At 40.1% G+C, this 17,425-nt stretch carries 12 protein-coding genes; 8 read left to right on the top strand and 4 right to left on the bottom strand.

What is annotated here, in order from left to right; translation table 11 throughout:
• Nucleotides 1-62: 62 nt before the first annotated feature.
• The 8 genes from J4861_RS09115 to J4861_RS09080 all read left to right on the top strand — a co-directional run bounded on the left by J4861_RS09115 (nucleotide 63) and on the right by J4861_RS09080 (nucleotide 13,465).
• Nucleotides 63-746: an outer membrane beta-barrel protein gene (locus tag J4861_RS09115; protein WP_211817703.1), complete on the top strand. Its 684-nt coding sequence runs from the start codon at nucleotides 63-65 to the stop codon at nucleotides 744-746.
• Nucleotides 747-1,295: 549 nt separating this feature from the next.
• Nucleotides 1,296-2,573: a DUF3078 domain-containing protein gene (locus tag J4861_RS09110; protein ID WP_211817777.1), complete on the top strand. Its 1,278-nt coding sequence runs from the start codon at nucleotides 1,296-1,298 to the stop codon at nucleotides 2,571-2,573.
• A 347-nt stretch (nucleotides 2,574-2,920) separates the two neighbouring features.
• Nucleotides 2,921-6,406: a SusC/RagA family TonB-linked outer membrane protein gene (locus J4861_RS09105; RefSeq protein WP_211817702.1), complete on the top strand. Its 3,486-nt coding sequence runs from the start codon at nucleotides 2,921-2,923 to the stop codon at nucleotides 6,404-6,406.
• Nucleotides 6,407-6,411: 5 nt separating this feature from the next.
• Complete coding sequence (locus tag J4861_RS09100; RefSeq protein WP_211817701.1) at nucleotides 6,412-7,959, top strand: RagB/SusD family nutrient uptake outer membrane protein; 1,548 nt, start codon at nucleotides 6,412-6,414, stop codon at nucleotides 7,957-7,959.
• 41 nt (nucleotides 7,960-8,000) lie between these two features.
• Nucleotides 8,001-8,633 carry a fasciclin domain-containing protein gene (locus J4861_RS09095; protein ID WP_211817700.1) on the top strand — a complete coding sequence of 211 codons (633 nt, stop codon included), beginning with the start codon at nucleotides 8,001-8,003 and terminating at the stop codon, nucleotides 8,631-8,633.
• Between the two features lie 2 nt (nucleotides 8,634-8,635).
• Complete coding sequence (locus tag J4861_RS09090; RefSeq protein ID WP_004360519.1) at nucleotides 8,636-9,109, top strand: hypothetical protein; 474 nt, start codon at nucleotides 8,636-8,638, stop codon at nucleotides 9,107-9,109.
• A 165-nt stretch (nucleotides 9,110-9,274) separates the two neighbouring features.
• Nucleotides 9,275-10,603 carry a thioredoxin fold domain-containing protein gene (locus tag J4861_RS09085; protein WP_211817699.1) on the top strand — a complete coding sequence of 443 codons (1,329 nt, stop codon included), beginning with the start codon at nucleotides 9,275-9,277 and terminating at the stop codon, nucleotides 10,601-10,603.
• Nucleotides 10,604-10,612: 9 nt separating this feature from the next.
• On the top strand, nucleotides 10,613-13,465 hold the full coding sequence (locus tag J4861_RS09080) for a M16 family metallopeptidase (protein WP_211817698.1): 2,853 nt from the start codon (nucleotides 10,613-10,615) through the stop codon (nucleotides 13,463-13,465).
• A gap of 115 nt (nucleotides 13,466-13,580) precedes the next feature.
• Here J4861_RS09080 and J4861_RS09075 read toward each other — a convergent pair whose 3' ends face one another.
• The 4 genes from J4861_RS09075 to J4861_RS09060 form a co-directional block, all read right to left on the bottom strand.
• Complete coding sequence (locus tag J4861_RS09075) at nucleotides 13,581-14,195, bottom strand: DNA alkylation repair protein (protein ID WP_211817697.1); 615 nt, start codon at nucleotides 14,193-14,195, stop codon at nucleotides 13,581-13,583.
• A 788-nt stretch (nucleotides 14,196-14,983) separates the two neighbouring features.
• Nucleotides 14,984-15,913: a cation diffusion facilitator family transporter gene (locus J4861_RS09070; protein ID WP_211817696.1), complete on the bottom strand. Its 930-nt coding sequence runs from the start codon at nucleotides 15,911-15,913 to the stop codon at nucleotides 14,984-14,986.
• Nucleotides 15,914-15,947: 34 nt separating this feature from the next.
• Nucleotides 15,948-16,769 (bottom strand): hypothetical protein, encoded by an 822-nt coding sequence (locus J4861_RS09065; protein ID WP_211817695.1) that lies wholly within the window; start codon nucleotides 16,767-16,769, stop codon nucleotides 15,948-15,950.
• Nucleotides 16,770-16,914: 145 nt separating this feature from the next.
• Nucleotides 16,915-17,184: a hypothetical protein gene (locus J4861_RS09060; protein WP_211817694.1), complete on the bottom strand. Its 270-nt coding sequence runs from the start codon at nucleotides 17,182-17,184 to the stop codon at nucleotides 16,915-16,917.
• Nucleotides 17,185-17,425: the final 241 nt, after the last annotated feature.

The raw sequence follows: 17,425 nt of genomic DNA, 5'->3' as shown, positions 1-17,425 counted from the left end.
AATAAAATCATGCAAAATACGTTTAACATATATAATCTTTAACAAAATAAATAACAAAACCTATGAAACGAATAGCTATTCTAATCATATTAGTTACATCAACTTTGGTATCAATGGCACAGAATAAATTAGGTACATGGTCAGTGATACCGCATGTTGGAGTGTCAATTTCTTCTTTGTTAGGTGGGTCTGGAATCTATGAAATTGGTATTGAGCAAGGTACAGAAGTAAAGACACATGCATTGTTAGGGTTTGTTGGAGGCGCTGATGTGATGTATCAGGCTTCTGATGCCGTATGTCTTTCTGCTGGCTTATCATTTGTTCAAGCAGGCTGTAAGTTGGAGGATTATACTGATGACCACACTGTAGTTTATGATCGTTACTTGCGAATAAATTATGTGAGTATGCCAATTTTAGTTCATAATAAGTTGTTGCCAGGTTTTTCTGTTAAGGTTGGTATAGAACCAACCTGCGTCTTTAATGCTAATAATCATGAAGTATATCAGTTGTATTCTGTAGATAAAGACGGTAAGAAGACTAATTTCCAAGAGAATACATATGATTTTGATATAAAGAATGGTATGTGTAAGTTTGGTCTTTCTATACCAGTTGGCGTAAGCTATGAGTACGAAAACGTTGTGTTAGGAGCATTATATCATGTGGGAGTCTTTAAGATTTACAAGGAAGGCGATTCTTCTCGTAACAGCGTGTTTGAGGTGTCTGTAGGTTATAAATTAAATCTTTAAGACAAGGCTAAGACTTTTCTTGTTTATTAAAGAAATAGAATAACCATGTAATATCGTTGTTCGTTGTCTTTTATTTCAGGAAGAAGTGGAAGACAACTAATTAGGGTCTTCAGGATTTTGGAGTGATAAGGTTTGCCACTTATGTTTAGAGTTTGAAGTAATGTCACACGGAGGAACGGAGAGAACGGAGGATTATTAAATACAAAGCTATAGTAGTAACGGAGGCACCGTCGGTGCATAGAGCAACGGAGCTTGTTTGCCAATTCTATTAGCAATTTATATACAAAACGTTTATTCCAAAATATTTAGCAAGAATCTGTACGCTACACCTCCGTCACTCTTTGTGCCCTCGGCACCTCCGTGACATTGCGTTACCTCCGTCCCCTCCGTGACTCTGTGTGCCTTATATGTAAGAGTTTAGTTTATCACTCCATATTTCGGATGAGTCACTAATTATATGAGTAAATTGCTTATAGTGGTTAAGATTTTCAGTAAATAGGGCTGTAAATTAAAAAAAATACCGTAAGTTTGCACATTATAATAAATATGATGAAACGGAACTTTTTAATCACATTATTTCTAATAGTGAGCTTGGGTACTATTGCTCAAGTGAATCATCCTATCTCTGTTCGTAGCGATGAACGGCCGTCAATGGATAAGATTCAAGCGTATATTGATTCACTAAAATCGCTGAAGGATAGTGTGTTTACACGTAAGATGCCGAAAGTTCAACGCGGACAGAGGCTTCGTCGGAATGATATGCGATTGTTTCTACCACTGACCTATTATGGTAATGTGGCAGAAAGACTGTTTACACGTGATAGAAAGGAAAGTCCAATTCTCTCAGAGTTGATGCACCTTTACTTGACACGTCCTGACCTTGTGGAGGGCACTGATCGTATGGTACAGCAACAGCAGACGAAATTAGATGATATCAAAGCACCAATACATCATGATCCTACATTGGTAGAAAAAGTGGCTGATCGTCCTGTTGAGCCAACAAATGTACCTGTAGATGTTTTGGTAAAGCGTCCTAATTTCTGGACGTTTAGTGGTGATTATGCTCTACAGTTCCTGCAGAATTACGTATCTGGAAACTGGTATAAAGGTGGAGAAAGCAACTATTCTGCTTTGGCTTCATTGGTCATGCAAGCTAATTATAATAATAAGCAGAAAGTGAAGTGGGAGAACCGTTTGGAATTAAAATATGGTATGCAGAGCAGTCGCTCCGACTCCCTACACAGTTTTAAGAGTACAGAGGACCTGATTCGTCTTACCTCTAAACTCGGTTTGCAGGCAACAAAGCGTTGGTATTATACGGTTCAGTTTATTGGCAATACGCAATTTAGCCATTCTTACCGTTCAAATGATCCAAAGATTTATTCAGCTTTTGCAGCTCCGTTGAACATAAACCTTTCTATTGGTATGGATTACTCGGTAGACTGGATGAACCATCGTTTGAAGGGTAACTTCCACTTGGCACCATTAGCTTATAATATGAAGTATACTCGTATGTTAGAGTTGACGCGTCGTTTGGGTATCGAGGATGGTAATCATTTCCTGCATGACTTCGGTTCTGAGTTTACGGTTGATTTAGAATGGCAGTTGATGGAATCGCTTACTTGGAAAACACGGCTGTATGGCTATTCGACTTATAAGCGTACGGAGTTAGAATGGGAGAATACCTTTACCTTCCGCTTCAATCGCTATATTTCAAGTCGTGTGTTTATCTATCCTCGTTTTGATGATGGTGTACGTCGTGATGACCATTATGCCTTTTGGCAGTTGAAGGAGTTTGCTTCTATAGGCTTCCAGTATAGTTTCTAATTGAATGATGCAAGTTAAAAGGTATAGAGGCAGTTTCGTGGGTTCTATCATCAATATAACCTTAAACGTAGAGGAAGATGAATGTAGTGGAGTATCTAAAACTTGAAACGTAAATACTAACCATCCCCTTCTCGTACAGAGAGGGGGATAGTGTGTGTTATTATAACTGCATTTCTTTTACTTTTTTTATCATCAATAGACTTTGTGATTCAAGATTTTTATGTACATTTGCATTGTAATCAATATTAATACCGTTTTTATGTAGATTTTATTGAGCGCACATTTGTGAAGGAATCTAATTCTTTTAATAAGTTAATATCAAAAATAATAACAATAAAGACTAATCAATGAAGTATCATCAACGCATGTTTAGAACTTTAAGAAGGTTACCTTCTTTGGTGTTTCTGACAACTTTTATCTTGATGCTTTCGTGGAGTTCTCCTGCTTCTGCACAAGTAGCGGGTAAGAAATTCTCGATTTCGTTTAAGGATAAGAGTGTTGCTCAGATCTTGGATTTCATTTCTACAAAGGGAGACTACAAGATTAATTACTCTGACGATGTTAAGAACGACACGTTGCTTCTTACGATATCGTTTGAGGATGTAGACGAACTGAGTGCTGTGGAAAATCTATTGTCTCACTCATCTTTTGTCTATAATATTGATGGCAAGGTGATTGATGTGTTCAAAATGAAGAACGCAACACAAGGACAATACACGATTCGTGGTACAGTAAAAGACAAAGATGGATTGGGAGTGCCTTTTGCTATTGTGCAAATTAAGGGTACGTCGCAAGGTGTTACCGCTGATATTGACGGTAACTTCTCAATGCCTGTAGAGAAAGAGGAGGGGACGATTACTATCTCCAGCGTGGGCTATGATGCTAAAACGCTAAAGTATCATGCTGGTAAAGCTATGAACGTTATCCTGACTTCTTCAGCTATCGCAATGGGTGAGGTTACGGTTGTTGCCTATGGTAAGCGTAATACACGTGAGCAAGTGGGTGCTGTGGCTTCTGTAAAAGTTGAGGATTTGCAGAAGGCACCAACGGCAAGTATTGAGAACCTCTTGCAGGGTCGTATGGCTGGTGTAGATGTAACTAACCTCTCAGGTTCACCTGGTGGTGGTGGTTCTCGTATTACTATTCGTGGTTTTAGCTCTCTTAATCAGAAGGGTATCAATGATGGATCCCCTCTCTATGTGATTGATGGTATTCCAGTGTCAAGTAGTGCAGGAGATGCAACGGGTGGTATCAATCCATTGTCAGGACTCGATCCTTCAAGTATTGAGTCTGTACAGGTACTTAAGGATGCTGCATCAGCATCCCTCTATGGTTCACGTGCTGGTAATGGTGTTATCCTTATTACAACGAAGAAGGGTAAGTCTGGACGTTCTGAAGTGAGTTTTAATTTCTCACAGTCTCTTTCTTGGTTGCCAAGTACACCAATGCAGACCCTTGGTAAGGGTGAACGCGATATTGCTCTCCGTCTTGCTAAGAGCCAAAGAGGTGCACATTATGACTACATGACAGATAAGTTGATTTATCCGGGTTCTTATAAGGATTCATACGGATGGGATGCTGATAATGATGGTGCATACGACTATCTGTGGCGTAATGGTAAGGTGTTGGATTCAGAACGTCGTCTGCCAGGTATTGCGCAAGATTCACTTAATACTTTCTATAACAACAGAACAAACTGGTGGAAGTATGCTTTCCGTGTAGGTAAGGTGACTAAGGCTGATATGTTGTTAGCAGGTGGTACGGATAATATTAGATATATGGTTAATGCTGGTGTTTATGATGAAACTGGTATTATGATTAGTTCTAACTTCCGTCGTTTTAGTTTGTTGAGTAATCTTGATTTCAATCTGTCAACAAAGTTGAGTGCTTTCACACGTATTAATCTTACATATGCTACGCAGAAAGCTGGAGCAGATGGAGGTCGTGTGCAGGGATTGACATTCGACCCGAAACGTACATCAACTCTCTTGCCTGGTAAGGGTAGTACTGCTGAGCAAGTGGCGTTGAGGCAATTGAAGGATATTGATAAGACCAACTCAAACTATAATGTTCGTTTGAGTGTCGGTTTGAACTATAACATCTTGAAGGGTCTGAAGTTCTCTTCTACTTATTCGCTTGACCATTACTTCACACGTGTGTACACGTTCACACCTGATTATCTGAAGTATGATAAGAAGTCTGAAGTTCAGGCTTCCAATATTGCAATGACGAATATTCAGACAGAGAATATTCTTACTTACAACTTGGCATTACCAAGTGAGCATAAGTTGGAGTTGATGGCTGGTATGACATATAACTATGACTTGTTGCAGAACTTAAGCGGTACTGCAAAGGGCGGTCCTACCAACTCTATTAAGTATGCAGGTGAGGGATGGCCTTCACTCTTCAACGATGGTGGAACAGTAAGAGCAGCACAGAGTTTCCTTACTAACCAGCAGGAACAGTCATTGCTCAGTTTCTTAGGTCGTGCTGCTTATAGCTATAAGAAGCGTTACATGGCAGAACTTTCTATCCGTGCGGATGGATCAAGTGTGTTCGGTAAGGATGTACGTTGGGGTACCTTCCCTTCTGTAGGTCTTGGTTGGGCATTCAGTGAAGAGCACTTCATGAAGAAGTTCTGGTGGTTAAGCTTCGGTAAACTTCGTGCTTCTTGGGGTAAGTCTGGGCAGAAGTTCCAGGAGCCTTATTTGGCATTGGGTGTGATGGAGGAGAGTAACATCTTTAATGGTTCGTTAGGTCTTATCCCACAATCTATGGCTAATAAGAAGTTGACTTGGGAGGAGAGTGACCAGTATGACCTCGGTCTTGACTTGCAGATGTTGGATTATCGTTTGAAACTCAAGCTCGATTATTACTATAAGTATTCAAGCAAGCTGTTGATGCAGTCTTACCTTCCAGGTAATGTCTTCCTTGCTACAAGTATGTGGGACAATGCATCTGCTATCTCTAACGAAGGTATCGAGTTCGAGGCTCAGTATGATGTTATCCGCAAGAAGAATTGGAACTGGAGCGTAGGCTTCAACCTTTCTCATAATAAGAACATGCTGCGTAAGACATACAATGGCGAAGACCTTAATGATAAAGTCTTAGGTCGTCCAGTCTATGGTATCTATACTTTCAAGGATGAGGGAATTGTTCAGAAGGAAGAGGATATCCCAATGTATCTTAATGCATCAGGTAAGCAGATTCCACTCTACTTCCAATCAATCAATAATCCATTGCGTGTGGGCGGAAGAAAGATTAAGGATCAGAACTATGATGGTGTGATTGATGATAAGGACCTCTATTATGCTGGTAGCACACTTCCTGCTGTTTATGGTGGTTTGAATAGCCACTTGGAGTGGAAGGGATTGAGCTTTGATGTACTCTTCAGCTATACCATTAGCCGTAAGGTTATGAATATGTATAAGAACAGTGCCTTCACCTTTACAAAAGACTTCGGTGTAATCATGAACTACTTCCACGCTGGTGACTTCTGGACAACAAGTAATAGAGATGCAAAGTATCCATCACTTGAGTTTGCTGATAAGGATTATGTAGGTCAGTTTGATGGTAACGTAGATTCTAACATTGAGAATATTAGCTTCCTACGACTCAAGCAGTTGGTTATTGGTTATCAGATACCTAAGAACTGGCTGAAGGGCTCATTCATCAAAGATGCTAATGTATACCTCAGTGGAGAGAATTTGTTCTTGCTTACCAATTACTCAGGAGTAGACCCAGAAATTATTAATCCTTATTCTGGTAAGGACGATGGAACACAGTATCCATTGAATAGAAAGGTTACTTTGGGTCTCAACTTAAAATTCTAACAGAAATGAAGAAGATTATAATGCTCTCAATATGTGGTTGTCTTCTGTCCTCTTGCAGCCTTGACTTGCAGCCTGAGAACGGATTGACTTACAGCAACTCGTTCAATACAGAGAAAGAGTTGAATGCGACAACCACTTCTATTCAATATTATATCAACACCGTTGTTGGCAATAACTATGTTCTTTCAACAGCAGGTATGAAAGCTGACGAGATTCTTGATGGCAAGCAGTTACGCGAGTGGAATCCACGAACAGTAATTACAAGTGAGTATTCATGGAAGGGTCTTTACGACATTATCTTTGAGTCTAACCTGTTACTTGATAATATAGATAAGACAAAAGACTTGGCTGAAGATCGTCGGAAGTATCATGTTGGACAAGCTGAATTCGCTCTTGGATTGTCTTATTTCCTTTTAGCACAACGTTATGGTGAGGCAATCATCACTGATAATTCTTCAGAGATAAAGCCTTACTCTCTCTCTTCACAGAGTGATGTGCTTAATGCTGCAATAGAACATGCAAAGAAAGCATTGGATGTTTTGCCTACATGGGATAAGTTGACAGACTTGAATGGTGTTTCTATCACTAATCGTCAGACTGCTTCAAAGGGTACTGCTGCAGCCTTACTTGCACAGATTTATGCGTGGAAGGGTAGTGTGACTGAACTTTATAAGTTGCAGGGTAATGCACAAGAAGATTATCAGAAGTCTATCGATTACTCAACACAGCTTATCGATGGTCAGGTAGGTAACTATCAGCTTTGCTCTTCACCAGAGGAACTCTGTACGTATCTGTCTAATGAGAAGTCTCCTAATCCAGAGGCGATCTTCAGCTTGTACTTTGATAAGACGCGCTCAGAGAATGTAGTTTCTCCTAATGAGGTGGCACAGAACTTTGTGAGCTGGCCTGTAAGAGAGGACCAAACATTAGCTGATTTACCATCAAGTAGTACCTATCAGCTTTATACTTCAACAATAGAAAGATTGTTTCCTGATGCTACTGACCAGCGTCTACAGGCATTTTTCTATCAGTGGGGTACCTCACATGAGGTAGATGGAACTGATTACGCTATTATGTATAAGTTCAGAAAAGCAATTATGGATGCCGATCAGTATTCTGCAAGTGGTAAGACTTACCGTACGGTAGATGCTGACTATGTTTACTGGCGTCTTGCTGATTTCTATCTGTTGAGAGCTGAGTGCTATCAGAAGTTAGGCAACGATGCAAAGGCTATCGCTGACCTTAATATGATTCGTTCACGTGCTGGTGCACTTTCTTATCCATCAACCTACGATACAGAGGGACTGAAGAAGGCTATCTTCCTTGAAAGAGAGAAAGAGTTTATCGGTGAAAATGATGCACGTTATGCCGATGTCATTCGTAATGGATATGTGAAAGAAGAACTGCAAGGTAAGTTCCTTTTGCTGACCAATCAAGACATTCAAGGCGGTGCACTCTTCCTTCCACTTCCAAAGGATGCATGGCAGGATAAGGATGGGCACATCATTAATACATTGTTGCGCCAGAAACCTTATTGGCAGGCTTATAATTAATAATGGATAAGGATTGTACAAATCAAAAAGTGTTCGATATAATGAAAAAGATTATATATATAATAACAATGTGTCTGACAATGGGAGTCTTCTCCAGTTGTACTCAGTATAACTTTGACGACACTGGGCTTGCTAATGGAAAGCATGATATGACGATGTGGGAATACTTCAAAGGGGACAGCTATAATTGGGATTCCCTTCGTGTAATGGCAGAACGTGCCGACTTAGTGTCGCTCTTCCAAGGTACAAGTCAGTATGGAAAGAACTTCACATTCTTTGGTCCTACGAATCATAGTATTCGTCGTTATCTCTATGATAATCATATGGAGAGAGTGTCAGATATTCCTGTTGCTGACTGTAAGAAGTTTATCTTAAATTGTGTTTTACCTAACAAGCGTGTGATGCTTGATGATTTTAAGGAAGGTGTTAAATCTTCTGATGCATCAACACCTATTGGTAAGGGAGGTGAGACAGTAGAGATGGCTTCTGGTAAGCAGTTGTGGATTTATACTTTCCACGAGTCTTACAACGGTGTGCCAGCCGCTGGCCCTTTACGTATCCACTTGGTTTCCCCAACGACCACCAAGACTTCTGACGTTGCTTCATGTAATATTGAAACAAACACAGGAGTGGTTCACTCACTTGTTTATGACTTCAACTTAACCGACTTTTAAAAATGAAAAAGATGAAGAAAGGAATCGCATTGCTATGCCTTATGGCCCTTACAATAGGTTTTATGGTATCATGTAGCAAAATGGATGTAGGCTATCTGAGAACAACTGGAGCATCTTTTACTCCCGATTCTCTTAATGCCTTCCATAACGTCGATGCAACGAGTGAGCGTGGTATCAATAAGTTACCATTTGTTTCAACACGTATCCAAGGTGTTGCAGGAACCAATCCTATCAATTATGAGTTGTTTGGGGTTAAGGCTGACAATCAGGAACAAGCACAGTTGTTTATGAAACTCTATAAGGAGGGCAAGATTTCTGTTACCGGTGGTCTGATTGTTGTCACACAAGAAGCTACGCAACAGTTGGCAAATGGCAGATATCGTCTCTCTCTTAAGGTGTATAATCAAGATCATGAGGTCGTCTTGGAAGACATCTTTAAGGTGGTAGTAACAGATGATGAACTGCCTGTCGAGTAATTCTGATAAAGGTATATTGTAGATGTATATACTACGTTCAGCATTGACTTTAAGTGTATTCCTTTCATATGTTAAAAAGATAGATATGAATAAAATCAATGCTGTAAGTAGGATACAGTTTTATAAATAGTTTGAATAAAATAATCCATTAAAAACAGATTAAATATGAAAAGAAGAAGATATATCTTACTGCTTGTATCTCTTTTGATGATGGCAGTACAGCTTCGTGCACAGCAGGGTACAGAAGCAGCAAATGGTATTAAGTTCTTTAAGGGAACTTTCAGTGAAGCTTTGGTAAAAGCTAAGCAAGATAATAAAATTCTGTTTGTTGACTTCTACGCAGTATGGTGTGTTCCTTGTAAGAAGATGGCAAAGACTGTTTTCACACAAGAGGAAGTTGGAAAGTATTTCAATGAACACTTTATCAGTCTGCAGTTAGATGCAGAGAAGGGTGAGAATGTTGATATCGCTAAGAACTATAAGGTAGCAGCGTATCCAACAGTAGCTTTCATTGCACCAGATGGTAAGGCCTTGTCTGTGAATACAGGTGCGATGGATAAGGATGAACTCATGGAGGCTGCTAAGATTGCAGCAGGTGAGAGTGTAAGTTTTGAGGAACTTTACAATAAGTACAAGGCTGATAACAACGACCTTGACGTTCAGCAGCAACTTCTTCTCAAGGCGCCATCTTTCTTGCAGGCGCAGGAGGGTATGGATGCAGATAAGTGGGTAACACGTTTGCAGAAACTTTATAAGAACTATGTAGCTGCTAAGGCACCATTGAAGCTTATCAATGAGAATGACTATCGTATCATTCTAACATTGGAGGGTGATGAAGATAAGGAGCACAAGCAGTATATGATTGACCTTATGAACGACCACCTTGATGACTGGATGAAGAAACTTGGTAAGGCACCTGCCTACTACATTGTTGAGGCTAACGATATCTTTGCCGAGGATATGGCAAAAGATGGCAACGTAAAGTATAAAGACTATGTAGAGAAAGTTAAGAACCAGTATGCAAAGGCATACGAGGTTGTTGGCTTGACAGGTATTACTCCATACGAGAAGGCTAAGCTCTACTTTGATGCTCTCTACAACTTGTATAAGAATAAGGATGTAAATGGCTATGTGAAAGCTATGGAGACCTATTTTGGCAAGATGGAGAACAACCTCCGTTCAGCCGACTATGGTAAGGCAGCACAGAACCTCTATATGGCAGCCGGCAAGAGTCTGAAGGCTAAGGATCATGAGGTTGCTATCAAGTGGGCTGAGAAAGCTTTGTCACAGGAAGATGCTGTGATGGACCGTGTCAACTATATGGTAATGATAGGTGACTCTTATCGTGAATTGAAGAACTATACCAAGGCACGTGAATACTATAACCAGGCATTTGCTGAGACACTCCGTTTAGAGAATATGGAGATGCCACAGGCTATGTTGCAGGGTGCAATCAAGCAGAAGCTCTCTACGCTCGAACTCCTTGAAAAGTAAACAATGACTATGTTCAAGAATATCACTAAATGCCTATCGAGCGTGCCAGTGGCACTGCTCATAGGCTTTTTGTTTTCCCCCTTTAGTCCTGCCAATGCGCAGATGAATGGATTGCGAAAGGGAAAACTGGCAAATGGGCTTACTTATTATATCTATAATGATGGTTCTGCTACTGGTGAGGCACAATACTACCTCTACCAGAATGTAGGTGCTATCTTGGAGAATGATGAGGAAATGGGATTGGCGCACGTGTTGGAGCATTTGGCTTTCAATACGACAGACCACTTCCCTAATGGTGTGATGAACTTCCTTCGCAGCAATAACCTCAATGACTTTGAGGCTTTCACAGGTGTTGATGATACGCGTTATGCGGTTCATAACGTACCAACCAATGATGTGAAGCTAAATGAGAATATGCTTTGGGTGCTCCGTGACTGGTGCCATGGCGTCAAGATGACCCCTAAAGACATTGAAAAGGAACGTGGTATTATCCTTGAGGAATGGCGTCATCGTTCGGGAGTAGACCGTCGTCTGACAGATGCCATTGCACCTGTTGTTTATAATCATGCTGGTTATGCTACTCATAATGTGATTGGTTCACAGAAGATATTGGAGACCTTCCAGCAGAAGCAAGTAAAGCAGTTCTATGATAAGTGGTACCGTCCTAATATGCAGTTTGTTGCTGTCATTGGTGATGTGGATGTAGACCAGATGGAGAAGAATATCCAGACTGTTTTCAAGACATTGCCCACTAAACAGGCACCTGTTGTAAATCCACAGACAAGACAGATTCCTGATAATGCAACACCGCTCTATATGCGTTTCATTGACCCAGAGAATAAGAGTGCTTCTTTTGGTCTTTATCAACGCTATGAGGTGAAGGGTAACGCTCCAGAAGAGGACCGTGTGCGTCAGTTTATCTTCACTAAGTTCTTCAACACATTGGCTCCAAAGCGTTTTGTGATGTTGAAGAATGCTGATAAGGAGAGTTATATTGCCGCTGAGGTGAGTCTGTCTCCTTTGGTAAGAAACTATTATCAGATGGCATGGGACATGGTTCCCTATCAGGGTAATGAACAGAAGGCGCTTCAGCAGATGTTAGCTGTACGTGATAACTTGCGTGACCAAGGCTTTACTGCTGCAGAGTTCAATGCTGAGAAGGAGAAGATGTACAATGGAATGAAGGATGTCCTTGAAGCAAAAGGATTAGGTACACCAAACAATGCTTTGATGCTTTTCCGTCAGAACTTCCTCTATGATATTCCTGTACAAGACTTCCGCGGACAGATTAACCGTAACCTTGAGACTTTGGTTGAGTTAGAGGTTGAGGACATGAATGCTTGGATGAAGGCATTGCTCAATGATAATAACCTCGCTTTTGTCACTTATTCTAAGTCACAGAGTGAGATGAATATCACTGAGAATGACCTTATGGCTGCATTGAAGGCAAAGAGCTCATTCAGCGATATGGCTTGCGCTGATGGTATGAAGCCTATCAGTCAGTTGATTGACTTCCCTCTGACAGGAGGAAAGATTGTTTCTGAAAAGCAGTTGAAGACTTTGCAGGCAAAGGAGTGGACACTCTCTAATGGTGCGAAAGTTCTTTATCGTAACGTTCCGGAGCTGAGTGGTAAGTTCCTCTTTGCAGGTTCTGCAGAAGGGGGTAAGTCTATTGTTCCTGCACAGGAACTTGCTAACTACACTGCAATGCGTTCGCTTTTGATGCAGTCAGGTGTATATAATTACAACCGAAATCAGTTGGCGCAGTGGCTACAGGGTAAGAATATCAATCTCTCCCTCTCATTGGAAGACTACAGTGATGGTATCGGTGGTAATGCACCTGTTGACAAGGCTGACGATTTCTTCAGCTATCTGTATTTGATTCTGTCACGTCAGAACTTCTCAAAGTCTGCCTTTGATAAGTATGTCCAGCGTAACCTCTACGTCTATGAGAATCGTGCAACAACAGGTATGGCTGCCGTACAGGATTCTATCCAGCAGTTGCTTTATCCGGTTAGTGCGATGAATCCACGTCAGAATGAGGCTTTCTTTAAGTCTGTTCAGTTTGATAAGTTGCAGGAACAGTTCCAAGCTCATCTTGGTGATGCATCACGTTTCACCTATTGTCTTATTGGTGATATTCCAGAAGCAAAGGCAAAAGAGTTGGTACTTCGCTATATTGGTTCTCTCAAGGGTGAAGGTAAGCCTGTGAAGACTGCTATCCAGCCAATGGATTTCTCGTCATCTACGCCTGTTATCAAGCGCACTTTCGAGACTGAGACAGAAGGTGGTATGGCAGAGATTGAAATTTCATTTGCCAATAAGCAGAAACTTTCTGAGCGTGAGCAAGCTGCTTTGGAAGTGATGCGTGGACTCTTGGAGCGTCGTTATTTTGATGTATTGCGTGAGAAAGAACACCTTACTTATACCGTAGGTGTACAGAGCAACTATACTTCACAGCCAGTAGCTGGCGAGAGCCTTAACATTCATCTTTCTACTGCGAAAGAGAATGCAGACAAAGCTGTTAGCCTTGTTTATAGTATTCTTGATGATGTAAAGGTTGGCCGTTTCTCTGCAGATGAGTTCAAGGCTGCAATGGTACCTTTGGCTGTTGATGAGGAACAATCAGGTGCAGCATCACAGTCAAACAGTGACCCATCAGTTTGGATGGCTTTATTGAACATCTATGCTGAGACTGGCAACGAGCTATCTCCAAATGATAATGCCGCTTCTGCACCAGTATTCAAGACCCTCACACCACAGGATATCACTGCTGTGGCTATGAAGGTGATGACAAACGCTAAGCAGCGTGAGATTATCGTGAAGCCTGCTGCGCAGGAAGGTAAACATACTTTTAAGTAATTAATGGTAAGTAAATATAAAGAAACAGAGGTGTACCAAGAGCGCACCTCTGTTTTTTTTGACTTTGTACAAGATGTACTGAATAAAGTAAAGATGCAAAATATACAAGCAGTCTTTATTTCAATATTTTAGTTGCAAGTTTATATGTGAAGAATATTCGTGGGTTAGATAAATCCCACTGTATTACCTCCTGCCGTATCAAATCTGGATATTTTTTGCTTATATCCTTTAACGCATTACCTACGGATTTCCTAAGATACTCACTTTCATCTTCTTTGTGTTTGCTGATCAATGCTATAGCAATCATTGGATTTTCTTTGAAAAATGGTCGATTTGTCCAAATTCTCAATCCCTCTGTTACAGCACGAACAACATTTGGATTGTTGTCGTTTATCCATTCTTCAATGAGAGGTAAGGATGATTCATATCCTTTGTACTTGCAAATTTCGTCAAAGGCTTTTGCAAGCATTTCTTGTACTCGCCAGTTTTTATCGATAGAAACTTGCTCTTTCAGAAAATAGAGAGCTTTTTTATCTGTTGTAGCTAATTTGCCCAATATTGATGTAGCTAACATTCGTGCTTGATATGCTTTATGTTCAAGTAGAGTGATAGCATATTTAAAGCACTGTTCTTTCGAATTTGAAGAAATGATTTCATTAGTTCCATCAATGATATGTTGAAATCCGTGCTCAATTTCTAAAATTCGACTTAATACATTTTCTACACTCATAACGATCTGTTTTCTAGCTTTTTATTAATCATTGTAATAATGTATTTCATCACGCCGAAAGTAAATAGAACCAATTATTCTAATGTCTTGTGTGGATTTATACGCTCTGAAACTATTAAAAAGTTTAGTCCTATTCTGTTCAATACAAATATAAAAAAAGGTTGTGAACTTCCAAGAATATACACAACTTTTTGGCAAAAATCTTTTTATTTCAAAGTTGAAGCTATATACTTAATGAGTTCTTCTCCCGATTATTTGGTTCTGTTGTTAAATACGTGGATGCTTTTTGTATAGATTTAACAGAAGAAGCGAAGTTATTCATTAAACAAAAACATAGCTAAATCTGTCAACTGTCTATTCTATTATTATCCTCCGACACAGAAAACCTTTTCACCTTTATATTTAAAAAACGCAGGTAGGGGTTTGAAAAATCATTACATGTTTCCCAACAAAAGCTCTATAAATAACGGTAAAAAGATGTCTAAAAGGTGTGTTTGTAACTTACAGGTAGTCAGTTGGTTGTGAAGTAATGTAGGGAGATGTGCCTAATTGGACTTCAAAAGGGCGTTAGTTAACCCTCAAAAGGGCACCTATTGCAAGTCAATTAGGTGTCTTTTAGAAGCCGAAAGAGCATGTTTTGGAATTGAATCGCACGAAAATAGTTTACAAAGGTTGCTTTATAAGGGGATAAATTGTTTGTGGACGACGAATAGACATAGTAACAGAAATTATTTTCTCTTGTGTCCAGCACTCCCCTCTCTCTCGGAGAGGGGTTGGGGGAGAGGTCTTTAATAATCCTCTTTATATTTATCCGTCTCAATATAGATATAAATCTTGTACTCAGGGAAAGCGGCACGCATGTTCTTTTCGATGTCGTTAACCAACTGAGGTGCTTGTGCTTCATATTCGCTCTTGACGTCAATCTTTGCAGTGACAAGGATGTCATTAGGACCGAGGTGAATGGTCTTGACGTTGATTAGGCGGTTGATTTCTGTTCTGTTGAATGTCTCTTTGATGCGAGTTAAATCCTTCTGCGTGACACTCTCACCAATAAGCAGACTGTAGAACTCACGTGCGAGGAAAAGAGCTGCTGCACAGAGGAGTACACCAATCAGTACACCCGAGAGGGTATCATAGAATGGATTACCTGTGAAGTGGGTCAGAAGTGTACCTCCTAAGGCTATTAGCAGACCAATGACAGCACAGCTATCTTCTGCAAAGATGATGAGAATTTCACTGTGACGGCTCTCTCGTAGGAAACGATACAGTGAAAGATTGTCCTTATTCAGTTCCTTTATTTCCTTGAAGGCAATGCGCAGACTGCCTAATTCCACTAAGAGACCAAAGACAAGAATAGCGATGATGAGCCACGTGTTTTCTAAGCTATGTTCTGGGTGAAACAACTTCTCAGCAGCTTCCATGATACCCAATGCACCACCAGCGAAGAACAACATCATTGCAACAACCAAGCTATAGAAATACTTAGCACGTGCTTGTCCGAATGGATGCTGCTCCGTTGCTTTAACAGTTGATTGTCGGTTGCCCACCAATAGTAGTATCTGATTACCACAATCCACAATACTATGGATAGACTCATTCAACATCGCAGCTGAACCTGACACTGCAAAACCAATAAACTTTGATATCGCTACCAAGATGTTTGCACCTAAGGCAGCGATGACACTCATCATTCCTCCACTTTTCTTTTCCTTTTCCATATCCTGTTTTAAGCTTTTTGATATTGGTATATATTTACCAGATGTATTGTGTAACGTGTTTACTACTATCTTGTTTGTTATTTTTATCTAATGTCATCAGCACTTCCTCAATGCGGGTGGGACGTCCTTCCTTATCATACTCCGTTGTCAGTTGCGACTTGAAATCCCACTCTTTCTGTATTGAACTGAAGCTATAGCTGCTAATATCTCCTTCTGGAATAACACCCATATAACCTAAGGTGATGAAAGGGATGGGTATGCTTAAGCCACTACCATACATCCACAAGAAATAGAAGTTGTGGTAGGCTGCCTTCTGTCCAGTCTCTCTGTAGGTGATATTAAATGGTTTATGAAGAAATATCTTCTCCCCCTTCCATTGGAAATCATAGGTTGTTCTCCCACAGCTAACATTAGGTGTGTCACGACAAACAAGTCTTCGCTTATTGTCGTAGCTGTATGTATAATAGCTGGGAGGGTTATTCGCTTCTACGATAAGTCCGTTCTTAACTATATAATAGCAATCGAGGAGTTCGTCTAACTGGTCTTTAATATGCGTCTTATGAATGTGAATGGTGTCACCAGCATAGGAGTAAGTGTAATCCTGCAAGCTATCTGTACCCACACGCTCTATGATGAGCTGTCCTTTTTGGTTACAATAATAGGTGATTGTATCCTTACTTTTCTCCGCTTTCGATGTTACGTCTTTGATAATCGTCAGATAACGATGCAGTTGTTCTCCGTGATAGGTTATCTCTTCAGCTATTCCAGAAGGGACAGACGAACATGAAAAAAACAAACTAACAGCTATGATAGCTAATAAGAACAGTCTGATGTCTTTGTATAAGTCTTTCTTCATTTGTTATTGATAGTTAGGGAGTTTGTTTGTATATGCGGAGTTCTGCAATCTTGAATAGAAGATAGTGGGTAGCAGTAAGGGACACATACTTCTCTTTTATAGCGAGAAACAAACTTGTTCAAGTCTTGTTCTTCTACAGTCAGTCTTACTTCTTTGCAGCCTTCTGTGCCTCCTTCACCATCTTCAGACGTTCCTCATAGATAGGACGCCACTTGTTAATCATTGCTTGAAGGTCCTTGCTTCTTTGCTCCAGTTCACGGTATTCATCCGTGTTTGTTTCGTTGTTCTGGCTTTTTGTCAGCATCTGTTGCAGCATTAGTTTCTGCTGTTCGTCAGCCTTCTGAAGCTGTGCACCAAGCTTTTCAAGATTCTTCATAAAAGCTAATGCACGGTCTATATGATTTTCTTTTTCCATCTTTTGGCTATCTTTTAATGTCTTTTTTATGCGTACAAAGTTACAGAAAAAGTTCAGTATGACCACTGCTTCCAAATTATTTTCACGAAGAAAAGAATTTCTTTTCATGAAAAAAAATATTTTTCTTCACGTAAATAAATATTTCTTTTCATGAAAATAATTCGCTGTAGGTTGTTTTCTTTTGAAACTTCGTACGTAAGACGGGATTTTATAGTATCTTTGCAAGTAGATAAAAGAACAC

The sequence above is a fragment of the Prevotella melaninogenica genome, from assembly GCF_018127925.1.
GTDB classification, from domain to species: Bacteria; Bacteroidota; Bacteroidia; order Bacteroidales; family Bacteroidaceae; genus Prevotella; species Prevotella melaninogenica_C.
The sequence above is the reverse complement of the archived record's forward strand: the minus strand, read 5'-3'. Positions and strand labels throughout refer to the sequence as shown.

What these genes read in the sequence shown, in the direction of transcription:
- J4861_RS09110 (WP_211817777.1), top strand. Translation starts at nt 1,296, where the DNA reads ATGAAACGGAACTTTTTAATCACATTATTTCTAATAGTGAGCTTGGGT.
- J4861_RS09065 (WP_211817695.1), bottom strand. Translation starts at nt 16,769, where the DNA reads ATGAAGAAAGACTTATACAAAGACATCAGACTGTTCTTATTAGCTATC.
- J4861_RS09105 (WP_211817702.1), top strand. Translation starts at nt 2,921, where the DNA reads ATGAAGTATCATCAACGCATGTTTAGAACTTTAAGAAGGTTACCTTCT.
- J4861_RS09080 (WP_211817698.1), top strand. Translation starts at nt 10,613, where the DNA reads ATGTTCAAGAATATCACTAAATGCCTATCGAGCGTGCCAGTGGCACTG.
- J4861_RS09060 (WP_211817694.1), bottom strand. Translation starts at nt 17,184, where the DNA reads ATGGAAAAAGAAAATCATATAGACCGTGCATTAGCTTTTATGAAGAAT.
- J4861_RS09100 (WP_211817701.1), top strand. Translation starts at nt 6,412, where the DNA reads ATGAAGAAGATTATAATGCTCTCAATATGTGGTTGTCTTCTGTCCTCT.
- J4861_RS09095 (WP_211817700.1), top strand. Translation starts at nt 8,001, where the DNA reads ATGAAAAAGATTATATATATAATAACAATGTGTCTGACAATGGGAGTC.
- J4861_RS09070 (WP_211817696.1), bottom strand. Translation starts at nt 15,913, where the DNA reads ATGGAAAAGGAAAAGAAAAGTGGAGGAATGATGAGTGTCATCGCTGCC.
- J4861_RS09115 (WP_211817703.1), top strand. Translation starts at nt 63, where the DNA reads ATGAAACGAATAGCTATTCTAATCATATTAGTTACATCAACTTTGGTA.
- J4861_RS09075 (WP_211817697.1), bottom strand. Translation starts at nt 14,195, where the DNA reads ATGAGTGTAGAAAATGTATTAAGTCGAATTTTAGAAATTGAGCACGGA.
- J4861_RS09090 (WP_004360519.1), top strand. Translation starts at nt 8,636, where the DNA reads ATGAAAAAGATGAAGAAAGGAATCGCATTGCTATGCCTTATGGCCCTT.
- J4861_RS09085 (WP_211817699.1), top strand. Translation starts at nt 9,275, where the DNA reads ATGAAAAGAAGAAGATATATCTTACTGCTTGTATCTCTTTTGATGATG.